The 14477-nt window shown below is 68.9% G+C and carries 14 protein-coding genes; 7 read left to right on the top strand and 7 right to left on the bottom strand.

The genetic code is table 11. From position 1 onward, the window contains the following. Positions 1-74 precede the first annotated feature (74 nt). From V7082_RS19035 to htpX, 5 genes are all read right to left on the bottom strand, one after another. Positions 75-578: a GNAT family N-acetyltransferase gene (locus tag V7082_RS19035; RefSeq protein WP_334151033.1), complete on the bottom strand. Its 504-nt coding sequence runs from the start codon at positions 576-578 to the stop codon at positions 75-77. A gap of 184 nt (positions 579-762) precedes the next feature. Next, the gene (gene purH / locus V7082_RS19040) at positions 763-2346 is read right to left on the bottom strand and encodes a bifunctional phosphoribosylaminoimidazolecarboxamide formyltransferase/IMP cyclohydrolase (protein ID WP_334151035.1); all 1584 of its coding nucleotides are present in this window, start codon (positions 2344-2346) and stop codon (positions 763-765) included. Between the two features lie 15 nt (positions 2347-2361). Continuing rightward, a complete protein-coding gene (locus tag V7082_RS19045) occupies positions 2362-4098 on the bottom strand; it encodes a heparinase II/III family protein (RefSeq protein ID WP_334151036.1) in 1737 nt (578 codons plus the stop codon). A 143-nt stretch (positions 4099-4241) separates the two neighbouring features. After that, the gene (locus tag V7082_RS19050; RefSeq protein ID WP_334151038.1) at positions 4242-5597 is read right to left on the bottom strand and encodes an RsmB/NOP family class I SAM-dependent RNA methyltransferase; all 1356 of its coding nucleotides are present in this window, start codon (positions 5595-5597) and stop codon (positions 4242-4244) included. A gap of 124 nt (positions 5598-5721) precedes the next feature. Next, the gene (htpX, locus tag V7082_RS19055; protein WP_334151039.1) at positions 5722-6687 is read right to left on the bottom strand and encodes a zinc metalloprotease HtpX; all 966 of its coding nucleotides are present in this window, start codon (positions 6685-6687) and stop codon (positions 5722-5724) included. A gap of 149 nt (positions 6688-6836) precedes the next feature. On the opposite strand from htpX, the gene V7082_RS19060 reads away from it, so the two are divergent. Both V7082_RS19060 and V7082_RS19065 read left to right on the top strand, forming a co-directional pair. Next, entirely contained in the window at positions 6837-7061 is a 225-nt protein-coding gene (locus tag V7082_RS19060) for a DUF1674 domain-containing protein (protein ID WP_334151053.1), read from the top strand. A 120-nt stretch (positions 7062-7181) separates the two neighbouring features. Beyond that, entirely contained in the window at positions 7182-7913 is a 732-nt protein-coding gene (locus V7082_RS19065) for an extensin family protein (protein WP_334151041.1), read from the top strand. Positions 7914-7929: 16 nt separating this feature from the next. On the opposite strand, the gene V7082_RS19070 is transcribed toward V7082_RS19065, so the two are convergent. Together V7082_RS19070 and acnA are read right to left on the bottom strand one after the other, a co-directional pair. Next, positions 7930-8715 (bottom strand): DUF1223 domain-containing protein, encoded by a 786-nt coding sequence (locus tag V7082_RS19070; RefSeq protein WP_334151042.1) that lies wholly within the window; start codon positions 8713-8715, stop codon positions 7930-7932. Positions 8716-8830: 115 nt separating this feature from the next. Further along, complete coding sequence (acnA, locus tag V7082_RS19075) at positions 8831-11560, bottom strand: aconitate hydratase AcnA (RefSeq protein ID WP_334151044.1); 2730 nt, start codon at positions 11558-11560, stop codon at positions 8831-8833. 252 nt (positions 11561-11812) lie between these two features. Between acnA and ccmA the strand changes: the two genes are divergently transcribed. The 5 genes from ccmA to V7082_RS19100 all read left to right on the top strand — a co-directional run. Further along, on the top strand, positions 11813-12460 hold the full coding sequence (ccmA, locus tag V7082_RS19080; RefSeq protein WP_334151045.1) for a heme ABC exporter ATP-binding protein CcmA: 648 nt from the start codon (positions 11813-11815) through the stop codon (positions 12458-12460). Next, positions 12457-13125 carry a heme exporter protein CcmB gene (ccmB, locus tag V7082_RS19085; protein ID WP_334151047.1) on the top strand — a complete coding sequence of 223 codons (669 nt, stop codon included), beginning with the start codon at positions 12457-12459 and terminating at the stop codon, positions 13123-13125. Before ccmA ends, ccmB begins: the two co-directional genes overlap by 4 nt. Positions 13126-13180: 55 nt before the next feature. Then, the gene (locus V7082_RS19090) at positions 13181-13933 is read left to right on the top strand and encodes a heme ABC transporter permease (RefSeq protein ID WP_334151049.1); all 753 of its coding nucleotides are present in this window, start codon (positions 13181-13183) and stop codon (positions 13931-13933) included. Positions 13934-13937: 4 nt separating this feature from the next. Next, a complete protein-coding gene (gene ccmD, locus V7082_RS19095) occupies positions 13938-14123 on the top strand; it encodes a heme exporter protein CcmD (protein ID WP_334151050.1) in 186 nt (61 codons plus the stop codon). Next, on the top strand, positions 14120-14477 hold a 358-nt coding region (locus V7082_RS19100), incomplete at its 3' end, for a redoxin family protein (RefSeq protein ID WP_334151052.1). The genes ccmD and V7082_RS19100, both read left to right, overlap by 4 nt.

Raw genomic sequence — 14477 nt, forward strand, 5'->3', positions numbered from 1 at the left:
CACTCCGGCGAAGGCCGGAGTCCAGACGGGCTTGCGCATGTCGAACCGCTGTTCCCATCTGAAACGGAAACTCTCTAAGGGCGCCGCGCGACCATGAACCAGGCGGGACCGGTGTGCGGGTCGTGCCAGACGCTCTGCCAGCGAAAGCCCGCCTTCTCGTACGCCCGCACCGCGCGCTCGTTCCTGACCGACGGGAAAATGCACACGGCCACGGCGAGCGTGGTGGCGAACACCTCGTCGCGCAGCATCGCCAGCGCCGCCGGACCGACGCCCTTTCCGCGATGCTCCTCGGCGGCCACGAAGAGATCGAGGTCCCACGTGCCGGGCTCGAGCTCGTCCGGCAGGTTGGCGCCCCAGAGCGTGGCGTCGACGCCATGCGCATAGCCCACGGGCGCGCCGTCCGCCTCGATGATGCGACAGATGGCATGCGCGGCGCCGAGCGCCAGGTTGACCTCGGCCTCGGTCGCCGAGACGGGTCCCCACCAGTGCTGCACGTCCGGTCGCGCGAGCCAGCGGCGGATGAGGCCGAAATCCGCGCGCGTCGCGGGGCGGAGCGTTATGCGCGGCGCGTCGGCCATCAGGCAGATTCCGTTCCGGGCTGTGTCGCCGCGATGCTGTGACGTGTCTGGATCCCAGCCTGCCCCGAGATGACGTTCGTTTGTCGGCATCGCATGCCCAAACTCAACGTCACTCCGGCGGAGGTCGGAGTCCAGACACGACGAGGACGGCGCATCTGGACGTTTCCACGTCAGCATGAACGGCCTAGTGCCGGAAGTGGCGCATGCCGGTCAGCACCATGGCGAGGCCGGCGTCATCGGCGGCGCGGACCACCTCGTCATCGCGCATGGAGCCGCCCGGCTGGATGACCGCCGTCGCACCGGCCTCGGCCGCCGCCAGCAGTCCGTCCGCAAACGGAAAGAACGCGTCGGAAGCGACGGCCGAGCCCTTGACGTCCAATCCCGCCATCTCCGCCTTGATGGCGGCGATGCGCGAGGAGTTGACGCGGCTCATCTGTCCGGCGCCGATGCCGACGGTCGCGCCGTCTTTCGCGTAGACGATGGCGTTCGACTTGACGAACTTGGCGACTTTCCAGGCGAACAGCAGGTCCGCCATCTCGCCCGAGGTCGGTTGCCGCCGGGTGGCGACGTAGAGGCGGTCGTAGAGGGCGAGGTCCGCTTCCTGCACGAGGAGGCCGCCGGCGACCGTCCTGGCATCGAGACGCGGCGGGGCAACCAGGGACCAGGCGCCGGTGACGAGCAGGCGCACGTTCTTCTTCGCGGCAACGGCCTCCGTCGCCTCGTCGGTGACGGAGGGCGCGAGGATCACCTCGACGAACTGACGCTCCACGATGGTGGAGGCCGTGGGGCCGTCCAGCTCGCGGTTGACGGCGATGATGCCGCCGAAGGCCGATTCCGGATCGGTCCTGTAGGCGCGGTCGTAGGCCGCCAGCAGCGTGTCCGCCTCGGCGACGCCGCACGGGTTGGCGTGCTTGACGATGACGCACGCCGGCCGGTCCGGAAACGCCTTCACGCATTCGAGGGCCGCGTCGCCGTCGGCGACGTTGTTGTAGGAGAGCTCCTTGCCGAGGAGCTGGCGGGCGCTCGATACCGTGCCGGGCGCGGCATCGGGCGCGACGTAGAATGCGCCCCGCTGGTGCGGGTTCTCGCCGTAGCGCATGTCGATCGCCTTGCGGTACTGCGTCGAGAAGGTCGGCGGAAAGCCGTTCGCCTCGCCGTCCGGGCTGTCGGCCACGGCGCCGAGCCAGTTGCTGATGGCGCCGTCGTAGGCGGCGGTGCGCGCATAGGCTTTGGCGGCCATGCGCTTGCGGAACGCGGGCGTCGTCTTGCCGCCGTTGGCGCGCATCTCGGCGAGCAGGGCCGCGTAGTCGGCACGGTCGACGATCACCGTCACGGACGCGTGGTTCTTGGCCGCGGCGCGGATCATGGCCGGACCGCCGATGTCGATGTTCTCGACGCAAGCGTCGAAGGCGGCGCCCTCGGCGAGCGTCTGCTCGAAGGGATAGAGGTTGACGACCAGGAGGTCGATGGCGGCGATCCCGTGCGTCGCGGCCTGGGCGATGTGCTCGGCATTTCCGCGCACGCCGAGCAGGCCGCCATGGATCGCGGGATGCAGCGTCTTGACGCGGCCGTCCATGATCTCGGGAAAGCCCGTGACGTCGGCAACGTCGGCCACGGCAAAGCCCGCGCCCTTGAGCTTGGCCGCCGTGCCGCCCGTCGAGATCAGCTGCACGTTCCACTCCGCGAGCGCGTGGGCCAGCTCGTCGAGCCCCGCCTTGTCGGAGAGCGAGATCAGCGCGCGGCGGATTCTCGGATTGAGATCTTGCATGGCTCGTCTCTGTCCTTACACGGAGGGAACTCTGTGCCCAGTCGTTTGGTCCTGCCCTTCGAGCACCCAGCGCACCTCGGTCTCGCCGAACGTCGCGCCGCGGGCCACGATCTGCAGCGAGCGGCGGGGGCCGGCCGAGTCGGCGAAATAGGTGCTTTCCTCGATGGCAAGACGCGCGCCCTCGAGGCTCAGCCACCAGGTGTCTCCGCCCGGCAGCTCGATGACGGCGACGCTCGGGTTGTCGCTGCGCCGGCAGCGCACCGCCGGGTGCAAGTGAAAATGGATCGCAAACGGCACGTCGCGACGCAAGCGGATCGTGCCGGCCCTGCCGGCCAGCCGGTCGATGCCGAGCAGGCGGCGGCCGGTCGCGCCGAGCGCCAGCGTCCGGTGGTGCACGAGATTGAAGCGGCGCACATAGCCGTCGTGGCGGGCCGCGACCTCGACGGCGCCGTCGTGCGCCTCGATCCGGGCCGCCACATCGTCGGGAAAACGAATCGGAGGGCCGCCGACCAGCTCCTCGAGCGTGCGGTGGCGGATCAGCTTCGACGACGACTTCTCGCCGAGGCAAAGCGTGTTGTGGCTCGCGGTCGCACGCGCGGCGGCCCGCCATTCGGCGTTGGCGGAGGACGGCGCGCCGCCGTTGACGAGCATCAGCGACGTGCCGACGCTGAACTCGAAGGAGAGGCAGCCGGCGTGCGCCTCGGCTGCCGACTCGAGCGGCGGCGGTGGACCCGCATCCAGGATCAGGATCGACGGCCCGCGTTCGAGGCGAATGTATTTCGACGCAGGCGCGCTCGGGGGAACGGCGCCCGGATTGTCGTCGTAGACGAGAACGGTCGCAAGCCCTGCAGGGGAAGCGACGCCCATGCCGTTGAAGCGCGCCAGCATGCCGTCGCCGAGGCGCATGTACTTCAGCATGCCCAGCATCGCCTTCAGCGCGGAGGCGAACGCGGGCGGCGTCCTGCGGCTCCTCGCAACGAAGCACTGGCCGAGCGGAAGCAGATCCAGGATCAGCTCGACCAGGATGCCGGGGTTGCGGCTGATGTGGCCGCCGTCCGGCAGGATCTGCCGGTCGAGCTCCTCACCGAAGAGCTTTTCCGTCTCGCCCACCTGTCCCTCGTGGCCGGAGATGCAGAGCTGGGCGAGCAACAAGGCGAGGAGCGAGAGCAGACGCGGATACCCGCTCGGGCTCGTGCGCCAGTTCGCCGAGAGCCGCACGAGCTGCAGCCCCAGGCTTTCGGTGATGATCCCGTAGGTCTCGGCATCGATCTCTTCCAGAAGCAGGCTCGAATGCGAGATCCACGAGATGAGCCTTCGTCCGGTGACGTGCGGCTCCCAGGCCAGGCCACCGCCTCCGCCGCGATGACGCATTGCCCACTCGGCGGCGAGGAGCTGGGCCATATGGCGCGCCTCGGGCCGTCCGACGGCATCCAGGTGGCGCAGCCAGGCAAAGCCGTGCAGGGCCCGCTCCCAGCCTTCGCTCGGCGGGACGAGATCGAACGGCGACATATCATCGGCGTGGGCGACGGCGCCGGCGAGGCCGAACTCGCCGCCCTCGATCTCATCCCAGAAGCTCGGGTCGGCGGTTCGCAGATCCTGGGGCACGATGAGCAGCTGCTCGGCGGCGGTGGCGCCGAACTGCCAGCGGAACGGCGGCGAGTAGAGGACCGACGAGATCGCCTCGCGCCGCAGGCGGTCCGCGGCGAGATGGGTGATCCTGATGCGTTCCGATATCTTGAGCCGTGACGCCATGCTCTCCCTCAGGCCGCGCCAGCATCGAAGACGTGCGCCGGAGACCCGAGCCGGCTCCGGCTTCGGATGGTAGCACGGCGCGGAGCCTCCTCAATCGGGCCTCTCCGCCTCCCGGGCTCCCCACCCCCGATCCACCACATCTTTCAGTCCCGCTTCCCGAGGCGGGCGGCATAGAACCCGTCGAGGCCCGAAAGCCCGGGCTCGGGCGAGGCCAGATGGCACGGCAGCGTGCGCAGATCGCCCGCCGGCGTGATCCAGCCTGCGTCAATCCCCGCTTCGCCAGGCGCAATGGGAAGACGGGACAACTCCCGGTTTGCCTCCAGGAGGCGCGCGACCTGAGCTTCGCCTTCCTCGGGCTCGAGAGAGCAGGTGCAGTAGACGAGCCGGCCGCCCGGAGCGACGAGGCGCGCCGCGCGGTCGAGCAGCTTTCCCTGCAGCGCGACGCGCGTGCTGGTGTCATCCTTGCGGCGCAGGTGGAGGATGTCGGGATGGCGGCGGATGGTGCCGGTGGCGCTGCAGGGCGCGTCGAGCAGCACGGCGTCGAACGTGCGCCCAGGGTCCCAGGCCAGCACATCGGCTTCGACGATTTCGGCGTCGAGCTTCAGGCGGGCGAGATTCTCCCTGAGGCGGGCGAGGCGCGGCGGCGACTGGTCGACGGCGGTGACGCGGGCGCCGGCCGCCGCGAGCTCCGCCGTCTTGCCGCCGGGTGCCGCGCAGAGGTCGGCGACATCGCGCCCCGCGACAGGGCCGAGCAGGCGCGCGGGAAGGGCGGCGGCGGCATCCTGCACCCACCAGGCGCCGTCGGCGAAGCCCGGCATCTGGTCGATGCGGCCGGCGCCCGCGCGGTTGAGGCGCACCGTGCCGGTCGGCAGCACGACGCCGCCGAAACGCCGGGCCCACGCCTCGGCGTCGGACTTCACGGAGAGGTCGAGGGCGGCTTCCGTCAACGACGCCGCCGCGATCTCGCGTGCCATTGCCTCGCCGTAGGTCTCTCGCCATCGTCCGAGCAGCCACGGCGGAATGTTGGCGGCGATCGGATCGAGGGTCACGCGCACGTCCTTGCCGGTGGCGGCGACACGACGCAGCACGGCATTCGCCAGCTTGTCGAAGCGCCGCGCCTTCGGGTCCGCGCGGCACTGGTCGACGGCGAGACTGATGGCGGCGTGTGGCGGCGTCTCGAGCATCAGAAGCTGCGCCGAAGCCGAGAGCAGGATCGGCCAGAGGCGTCCGCTGTCGGCGGGGAGCGGCCTTTCGAGGAAGGCGTTGACGACGCTTTCGAGCTCGCCCCTGTGGCGCAGCACGGTCATGACGACGAGGCGCGCGAAGGCGCGATCGCGCGCCTCGAGCGGACCGCATCTGGCGATGGCGGCCTCGAAGGCGTCGTCGAGCGGGCGCCCGCGATCCAGGATGCTCGCGAGGCTCGCCGCCGCGACCTCACGCGCGGCGAAGCCGGCAGACTTCGGTCGCGGCTTCACGCGGGGAGGGTGCGGTGACGGCATGGAGCGTTCCAGGATCGACGCGAGGTAACGGTGGCGCGGCAGGGCGTACCCGGACGGGGCTCTGCAGCCGTTCCCATGGCGGGAGCCGCGGGCCGCGTCAAGCGCGGGAGGTTCGTCCAGACCGTCAGCCCCAGGGACCGCGCGGCGCGCCGGCGCCCGACGACTGCGACCACGGCCCCGAAGCGCCGGACGACGGCGCCGAGAGCCCACCGCCGAGGTCGATGCCGCTGCGGGTCATCTCCTCAGCCAGCGCCTCGAGCGCGGCGATGCGGTTCTCGGTATTGGGATGGGTCGAGAACAGGCTGTCCATGCCCTTGCCGGTCAGCGGGTTAACGATGAACATATGCGCCGCGGCGGGCACCGCCTCGGCTTCCTCGTTCGGGATGCGCCGCGCGGCGCGATCGATCTTGACGAGAGCCGAGGAGAGCCAGCGCGGGTTGGAGCAGATCAGCGCTCCCATGCGGTCGGCGCTGTATTCGCGCGATCGGCTGATGGCCATCTGCACCAGCATGGCCGCCAGCGGCGCGACCAGCATGGCCAGGATGGCGCCGATGGTGCTGATGCCGCTGCGGTCGCGATTGCCCCCGAACAGCATGCCGAACTGAAGGTACTGGGCGAGCATGGAGATCGCGCCGCCGATGGTGGCGGCGACCGTCATGGTCAGCGTATCGCGGTTCTTGATGTGGGCGAGCTCGTGAGCGATGACGCCGGCCGCCTCCTCGCGGGAGAGCATCTCGAGGAGGCCGGACGTCGCGGCGACGGCCGAGCGGGAGGGGCTGCGCCCGGTCGCAAACGCGTTCGGCTGCGGGTTGTTCATGACGTAGACGCGCGGCATCGGCAGCTCGGCGCGCTCAGCCAGATCCCGCACGAGGGCGTAGTATTCGGGCGCCGTGCGCTCGTCCACCTCCTGGGCCCCGAACATGCGGAGCACCATCTTGTCGGAGTTCCAGAGGCTGAAAGCGTTCATGGCGAGCGCCACCAGGAAGGCGATGACCATGCCCTGCTGGCCGCCGACTGCCGCTCCCATGGCGACGAAGATCGCGGTCAGCGACGCGAGCAACATGGCCGTCTTGGTGTAGTTCATCGGCATCCGATCACTCCAGGTTGACCCCTATCGTCCCTGCGCCGCATCTTGGCCGCATCGCAGATGTCTTCGGCCCTGCTATATAGGATGCGGGCCGGCTGACGACCAGCGGCGCGAAACACAGGCCTGCTTTGGAGATGGCGGACTTGAGATCGATGACTTCGCCCGACGACAAAAACCCCTCAGGGACAGGCGCCCAGGAGGCGCCCAGAGCGCCGCTGCCGGCGGCCGCAGAACGCGCGCTGGCCGAGGCGGCCGAGCGGCGCGCCGCAGCGCAACGCGAGGCGCGCACACCCCCGACCGAGATCGGCGGACGGGAAGGGCCGGAGCCGACACGCTATGGCGACTGGGAAAAGGGCGGCATCGCGAGCGACTTCTGAGCCGCCTCCGCCTTCACTCGAACGCCTGGTTCTCACCTGCGCGGAAGCGCTTTAGGCTGCCCCCTGGGGATACGGCGCCGAGACGGGGCGCGGGCGTGGGACGTAGACGGCGGGGGAGCCATGCGACGGCAACGGAACGCGCAGCACAAGCCACGCCGGACGATCTCCAAGATCCTCCTCATCCTCGTTCTGCTGGTGGCGGTCACGGGTGGATTCTGGTTCGGCCTCGTCCCACAGAGCCTCAGCCCCTTCGGCCGCATCTCTCTCGATACGCGGCCTTCCCTGTTCGTCGATCCCAGGCTCTCGGTGCTGCGCTTCGATCCTGCGCTCTGCAAGGCGGTGCTCCGGGAGCCGCACATCGATGCGGTGCCGGTCCCGGACCGGCTTTCGGACACCAACTGCGGCTGGGTGAATGCGGTGCGCTTCACCCACGTGGGCGGCGCCAAGATCGGCGTCAACCCATTGACGTGCGAGATGGCAGCGGCGCTCGCGCTCTGGGTCGTGCACGAGGTGCAGCCGCTCGCGCGGGAGATGTTCGGGCAGGAGGTGGTGCGCCTCGGCGACATGGGCACGTACGACTGCCGCAACATCGTCGGCAATCCGTTCTGGAAGGGCGTCCGAAGCCAGCATGCCGCCGCCAACGCCATCGACATCTCGGGCTTCACGCTGGCCGACGGGCGCGCGATCTCGGTCCTGCGCGACTGGAACGGCGAGGGCCGCGACAGCGCGTTCCTGCGCGAGGTCCACCGGCGCGCCTGCCGTTATTTCCGCGTTGCGCTCGGCCCCGATTTCAACCCCGCCCACGCCAACCATTTCCACTTCGACCGCGGCCTGATGTGGACGTGCCGCTAGGTAGGGCCGTTGAAGCTCAGTCGCCGAGGCGGGCGGCGCCGATGATGGGGCCGCTCCTGGCTTCCTGGATGAGCACCACCAGATCCTCGGTCTCCGGCTTCATGATGTCGGCCCGCGCCAAGCGGATGGTGGTCGGGCGGCCGTTCCAGACGCCGACCGGCGTCAGCTCGCGCACGACGTTGTAGTAGGTCAAGGTCTCGCCCTTGTTCTCGCCCTCCTTGACCGGAACCTCGACGCGCTTCTGGACGACGGCGAGCCAGATGGTCGCCTCCTTGGGCTCGGCATCGTACGGCGCGGCGCCAGCCTCGATAATGACGCTGTTGCCGTAGTGCCAGAAGTGAACCGGCACGCGACTGCTCGCCAGGGCCGTCTCGGTGGCGGCGATGGCGCGCTCGATCTCGGACGCGCTCGAGCCCAGCACCTCCACGGCGCCATTGACCACCGCTTGCGGCGTATAGATGGTGCCGGTGCCGAAGCGCTCCGCATAGTCGCGCTGGCGCTCGGTGTTGCGCGGGCCGGCGAGCGTGTCCTTCCAGCCGAGATAGTCCCAGTAGTCGACGGGCAAGGTCAGCCCGACGACGTTCTTTTCATCGATGTACTGCTTGAGGAGCGCGTCGGCCGCCGGGCAGTCGGAGCACCCCTGGCTCGTGTAGAGCTCGATCACCGCGCGGGGCGGCTGTCCGCTCCCCGCACCGGCCGGCTGCTCTCCCTCGGCCGTCTCCGCGAGGGCGAGCGACGGCGCGAGCAAAAGGCTTGCGGCGCAAGCCGCCATCCGGAGGCGCATGGAACGAACCTTCGTCACGACGTTTCCTGCGTCGGCCGGCGCGTGCGCCGGCCGCTAATACTCATAAAAATAGGGTCTCTATCTATGTCGGTCCAGAGGCCCCCTTCGTCTGGGGTGGCCGCCGGAGGCAGGATCAGGCCGCCAGGTTGCGCAGCACGTATTGCAGGATGCCGCCGTTCCTGAAGTATTCGACCTCGTCCAGGGTATCGATCCGGCAGATGAGCGGCACCTTGAAGCTCGTGCCGTCGCCTTTCCCGATCACGGCCTCGACGGTCTGGCGCGGCCGGATGCCGGCAAGTCCCTCGAGCGTCACCGTCTCGCTGCCGTCGAGGCCCAGCGACTGCCAGCTCGTGCCAGCTTCGAACACGAACGGCACGACCCCCATGCCGACGAGGTTCGAGCGATGGATGCGCTCGAACGACTGGGCGATGACGGCCTTGACGCCCAAGAGGTTGGTGCCCTTGGCGGCCCAGTCGCGCGAGGAGCCGTTGCCGTACTCGACGCCGGCGAACACGACGAGGGGGACCCCCTCGGCGGCGTAACGCTCGGCGGCATCGTAGATGGCGAGCTTCTCGCCCGAGGGATGGTGGATCGTGTAGCCGCCTTCGACGACGTTGCCGGCCGCGTCCTTGACCATGAAGTTCTTGATGCGGATGTTGGCGAAGGTGCCGCGCATCATCACCTCGTGGTTGCCGCGGCGCGTGCCGTACTGGTTGAAGTCGGCGGGCTTCACGCCCTCCTCCAGCAGGTACTTGCCGGCGGGCGAGGCCGTCTTGATCGAGCCGGCGGGCGAGATGTGGTCGGTCGTGATCTTGTCGCCGAAGAGCGCCAGGATGCGCGCGCGCTCGATGTCGGTGACCGGACGCGCCGTGCTGGTGATGCCTTTGAAGTAGGGCGGGTTCTGAACGTAGGTCGACTTGGCGTCCCACCCGTAGGTCAGGCCCTTGCCGGCCTTGATCTTGCGCCAGCGGTCGTCGCCGCGGAAAACATCGGCATATTTCGACTTGAAGAGGTCGCGCGAGATGTTCTCGGCGATGAAGGTCTGGATCTCGTGGTTCGTGGGCCAGATGTCCCTCAGGAACACCGGCTTGCCGTCGCGGCCGGTGCCGAGCGGCTCGGTCGTGAGGTCGCGCGTCACGCTGCCGGCCAGCGCATAGGCAACGACGAGCGGCGGGGAGGCAAGGTAGTTGGCCTGCACGTCCGGGCTGACGCGACCTTCGAAGTTGCGGTTGCCGGAGAGCACGGCGGCGGCCACGAGGCCGTTGTCGTTGATGGCCTTCGAGATCTCGGCCGGCAGCGGCCCGGAATTGCCGATGCAGGTGGTGCAGCCGAAGCCGACGAGGTTGAAGCCGACCCGGTCGAGGTCCTTCTGCAGACCCGACTTGTCGAGATAGGCGGCGACGACCTGGCTCCCGGGCGCCAGCGATGTCTTGACCCACGGCTTCGCCGTCAATCCCCGGGCGACGGCATTCCGCGCGAGCAGGCCGGCGGCGATCAGCACGGACGGATTGGACGTGTTGGTGCAGCTCGTGATGGCGGCGATGACGACGTCGCCGTGGCCGAGATCGAAGTCGCGGCCCTCGACGGGGACGCGCTTGCCGGCCTCGCCCGGCTTCTTGTACTCGGCCTCGAGTGCGGTCGCGAACCCGGCGCCCACGTCCGGCAGCGCGAGGCGGCCCTCGGGACGCTTGGGTCCGGCCATCGACGGCACCACCGTCGAGAGATCGAGCGCGAGGGTGTCGGTGAACACGGGGTCGGGCAGGTCCTTCGTGCGGAACAGGCCCTGGGCCTTGGCGTAGGCGTCGACGAGGGCGACGCGCTGGGCCTCGCGGCCGGAGATGGTGAGGTAGCTCAGCGTCTCGTCGTCGACGGGGAAGAAGCCGCAGGTGGCGCCGTATTCGGGCGCCATGTTGCCGATCGTCGCGCGGTCGGCGAGCGTCAGGTGATCGAGGCCCGGCCCGAAGAACTCGACAAACTTGCCCACCACGCCCTTCTTGCGCAGCATCTGCGTGACGGTGAGCACGAGATCGGTCGCCGTCACGCCCTCCTTCAGCGCGCCGGTGAGCTTGAAGCCGACGACCTCCGGAATGAGCATCGACTGCGGCTGGCCCAGCATGGCCGCCTCGGCCTCGATGCCGCCCACGCCCCAGCCGAGCACGGCGAGACCGTTCACCATCGTCGTGTGGCTGTCGGTGCCGACCAGCGTATCCGGATAGGCCAGCACCTCGCCGTTCGCCGCCTTGGCGGTCCAGACCGTCTGGGCGAGGTACTCGAGGTTTACCTGGTGGCAGATGCCGGTGCCCGGCGGCACGACGCGGAAGTTGGCGAAGGCGTCCTGGCCCCACTTCAGGAACAGATAGCGCTCGCCGTTGCGCGCATACTCGAGCTCGACGTTGGTGTTGAAGGCATCCGCATTGCCGAACGCGTCGACGATCACCGAGTGGTCGATGACGAGATCGACCGGCACCAGCGGATTGATCTTCTTCGCATCCCCGCCGAGCGTCAGCATGCCGTCACGCATGGCGGCGAGATCGACCACGGCGGGAACGCCGGTGAAGTCCTGCATCAGCACGCGCGCGGGGCGGAAGCCGATCTCCTTCTCCGCCTTGCCCTTGTTCTCGAGCCACTCGGCCATGGCGACGATGTCGGCCTTCGTGACCGAGCGGCCGTCCTCGTGGCGCAGCAGGTTCTCGAGCAGGACCTTCATCGAATAGGGAAGCCTCGAGATGCCGGGAAGGCCGTTCCGCTCCGCATCGGGAAGCGAATAGTAGACGTAATCCTGCCCTCCGACCGTGAGCGTCCTCTTGCATGCAAAGCTGTCGAGCGAGGCCGGCGCGGAAGTGACGGTCGTGGTGGCGCTCACGTTTCTTCTCCTCGAAACAGGATGGGGTTCTGCGGGCGAAAGCGAAAACTGCCGCGTCACTCATGCACGCGCTTGATGCAATGCCCGCAGGGCGCGGGGCGTGTCGACCGCATTTTTGCAGTGGCGAACAGGGAAGCAAGCCAATTATATAGGCGGCCGACGGCTTGAACACTACGGCCCTGCCCGAATCCCCGGCAACGTCCAGGCTGTCGCACGCTCTTTCGTTGCTGGTCCGAAACGCGGTCGGTCGCCTTGTTTCTTCATGCTGATACTCTCTCCGTCACGCGCGGCACGCGGACCGTCCTCTCGGACGTCTCGTTTACGGCGAAAGCGGGCGAGGCGCTGCTGGTCGTGGGGCCGAATGGCGCCGGCAAGACGACGCTGATCCGCACCATCGCCGGTTTCATCGCGCCCGCCGCGGGATCGATCACGCTCAAAGGCGACGAGGGAGATCGGAATATCGCGGAGCAATGCCACTACGTGGGCCATCTCACGGGCATCAAAGCCAATCTCTCCGCGGCCGAGAACCTGGCGTTCTGGGCGACGTATCTCGACGGCGGCGACGGGAGCGCGATCCGGGGCCGCGTGGACGAGGCGCTCCTGCATTTCGGCCTCTCGGCGCTCGCCGATTATCCGGCCGGCCTCATGTCCGCCGGGCAGAAGCGGAGGCTCGGCCTCGCGCGGCTCAGCGTGGCGACGCGGCCGGTCTGGCTGCTCGACGAGCCGACGGTCTCTCTCGACGCGGCCTCGACGGAGCTCCTCTCGGGGCTCATCCGGCGTCATCTTGCCGGCGGCGGGCTCGTGATCGCCGCAACGCACCTGCCGCTCGGCCTTGAGGACCCGGCCTATCTGCGGCTTGGCCGTACTGCCGGGCACGCCGCCCGGGAGGCCAAGCCATGAGCGGTTTCCTGTCCCTCCTCAAGCGCGACCTCACCCTTGCCGTGCGCGAAGGGGCCGCCCTCGGCACCGCGCTCGGTTTCTACCTCGTCGTCGTCGCCATGCTGCCGCTCGGGCTCGGGCCGGATCTCAAGCTCTTGAGCCGCATCGCGCCGGGTATCCTGTGGATCGCCCTCCTGCTCGCCGCCCTGCTGTCGCTGCCGCGGCTGCTCGAGGCCGACCACGAGGACGGGTCGCTCGAGGTGATGGCGACGGCGCCACTGCCGCTCGAGCTGGCGGTTGCGGCCAAAGCGCTCGCGCACTGGATCTCGACCGGCATCCCGCTCGCGCTCGCGGCCCCCGTGCTGGGGCTAATGCTCAACCTCGACATCGCACTCGCGCCGGCCCTGATCGCGACCATGCTGGCCGGGACGCCGGCGATCAGCTTCCTCGGCAGCATCGGCGCAGCGCTGACGCTCAAGGCCCGGCGCGGAGGGCTCCTCATTGCGCTCCTGGTCCTGCCCCTCTATATCCCGACCTTGATCTTCGGTATTTCCGCGCTGGGCTTCGCGGGGCTCGGCCAGGACGGTTTCGCCGCCTCGTTCCTCATTCTTTCGGCGATTTCCGTGGCCTCGGTCGCGGCGGCGCCGATTGCCGCCGCGGCGGCGCTTCGCCTCCAGATGTCGTAAAGGCAAGAGCATGCGCGAATTGCAGTTGCGCGGCCGACCGGATTAGATTGCCCTCATGCAGAGCCTGACCCAGCGACTCGCCAATCCGACCCGCTTCATGGAGCTTTCGCGCACCGTCCTGCCGTGGGTGGCGGCCGGGGCGGCCCTGTTCATCGCCACCGCCATGTACCTCGTGTTCTTCGTCGCACCGCCCGACTACCAGCAGGGCGAGACAGTCAAGATCATGTACATCCACGTGCCGTCGGCCTGGCTCGCGATGATGGGCTATTCAATCGTTGCCATCTCGAGCTTCGGGCTCCTCGTGTTCCGCCACCCGCTGGCGGATGTCTCGGCGAAGGCGGCGGCGCCGATCGGTGCCGCATTCACGCTCGCAGCCCTCATCACCGGCTCGCTCTGGGGCAAGCCGATGTGGGGCACCTACTGGGTGTGGGACGCGCGGCTCACGTCGATGCTCATCCTCTTCTTCCTCTATCTCGGCTTGATCGCGCTGCGCTCCTCGCTCGAGGATGAATCGCTGGCCGGCAAGCTGACGGCGGTTCTGGCGCTGGTCGGCGTCGCGATCCTGCCGGTCATCAAGTTCTCGGTCGACTGGTGGAACACGCTGCACCAGCCCTCGACCGGGTTCACGTCGACGGTGGACCCCTCGATGCGTACGCCGCTCCTGATCGCGGCCGTGGGCTTTACGCTGCTGTTCGTCGCGCTGCATCTCAAGGCCATGCAGACCGAGATCGTGCGGCGTCGCGTCAAGACCATGCGCCTCGCGCAGGTCGAGCGCGACGAGCGGCTGTTCTCGGCCGGCGCGGAGTAGGCTCATGGATCTCGGACCGCACGCCGCCTTCATCTGGGCCTCCTATGCCGCGTTCGCCGTCGTCATCGGCCTGCTCATCGGGTGGACGCTCTTCGACGGCCGGCGACAGGCGAACGCGCTCGCAGACGCCGAGCGGCGCGGGCTCAAGCGCCGCTCGGCCGAGGCCGCGAACGACCGGAGGCGTGCATGAGCGGCGAAGCCGGGCCCGAGGATGCGGCCGGCGGGCGCCCCAGGCGGCGCGGCTGGGCCATGGCGCCGCTTCTCGTCTTTGCGGCCATGGCGGCGCTGTTCGCCTTCGCACTGACCTCGGGCGACCCCTCCAAGCTTCCCTCGGCCCTGATCGGCCAGCCGGTGCCGCATACGGTTTTCCCGCCGCTCGAAGGACTGGTCGCGAACGGCGTGCCGGTGCCCGGTTTCGAAGCCGCCGATCTCGCGCAAGGCAAAGTCTCGGTGGTCAATTTCTGGGCCTCGTGGTGCGTGCCCTGCATAGAGGAGCATCCGCTGCTGATCGCGCTCAGAGAGCGCACGGGCGTCGACGTGTTCG

The sequence above is a fragment of the Hyphomicrobium sp. genome (assembly GCF_036833075.1).
Lineage (GTDB): Bacteria > Pseudomonadota > Alphaproteobacteria > Rhizobiales > Hyphomicrobiaceae > Hyphomicrobium_C.

Excerpts from the sequence above, each read along its gene's own strand:
- V7082_RS19035 (WP_334151033.1), bottom strand. The coding sequence starts at position 578 with ATGGCCGACGCGCCGCGCATAACGCTCCGCCCCGCGACGCGCGCGGAT.
- purH (WP_334151035.1), bottom strand. The coding sequence starts at position 2,346 with ATGCAAGATCTCAATCCGAGAATCCGCCGCGCGCTGATCTCGCTCTCC.
- V7082_RS19045 (WP_334151036.1), bottom strand. The coding sequence starts at position 4,098 with ATGGCGTCACGGCTCAAGATATCGGAACGCATCAGGATCACCCATCTC.
- V7082_RS19050 (WP_334151038.1), bottom strand. The coding sequence starts at position 5,597 with ATGCCGTCACCGCACCCTCCCCGCGTGAAGCCGCGACCGAAGTCTGCC.
- htpX (WP_334151039.1), bottom strand. The coding sequence starts at position 6,687 with ATGCCGATGAACTACACCAAGACGGCCATGTTGCTCGCGTCGCTGACC.
- V7082_RS19060 (WP_334151053.1), top strand. The coding sequence starts at position 6,837 with ATGACTTCGCCCGACGACAAAAACCCCTCAGGGACAGGCGCCCAGGAG.
- V7082_RS19065 (WP_334151041.1), top strand. The coding sequence starts at position 7,182 with ATGCGACGGCAACGGAACGCGCAGCACAAGCCACGCCGGACGATCTCC.
- ccmB (WP_334151047.1), top strand. The coding sequence starts at position 12,457 with ATGAGCGGTTTCCTGTCCCTCCTCAAGCGCGACCTCACCCTTGCCGTG.
- V7082_RS19090 (WP_334151049.1), top strand. The coding sequence starts at position 13,181 with ATGCAGAGCCTGACCCAGCGACTCGCCAATCCGACCCGCTTCATGGAG.
- ccmD (WP_334151050.1), top strand. The coding sequence starts at position 13,938 with ATGGATCTCGGACCGCACGCCGCCTTCATCTGGGCCTCCTATGCCGCG.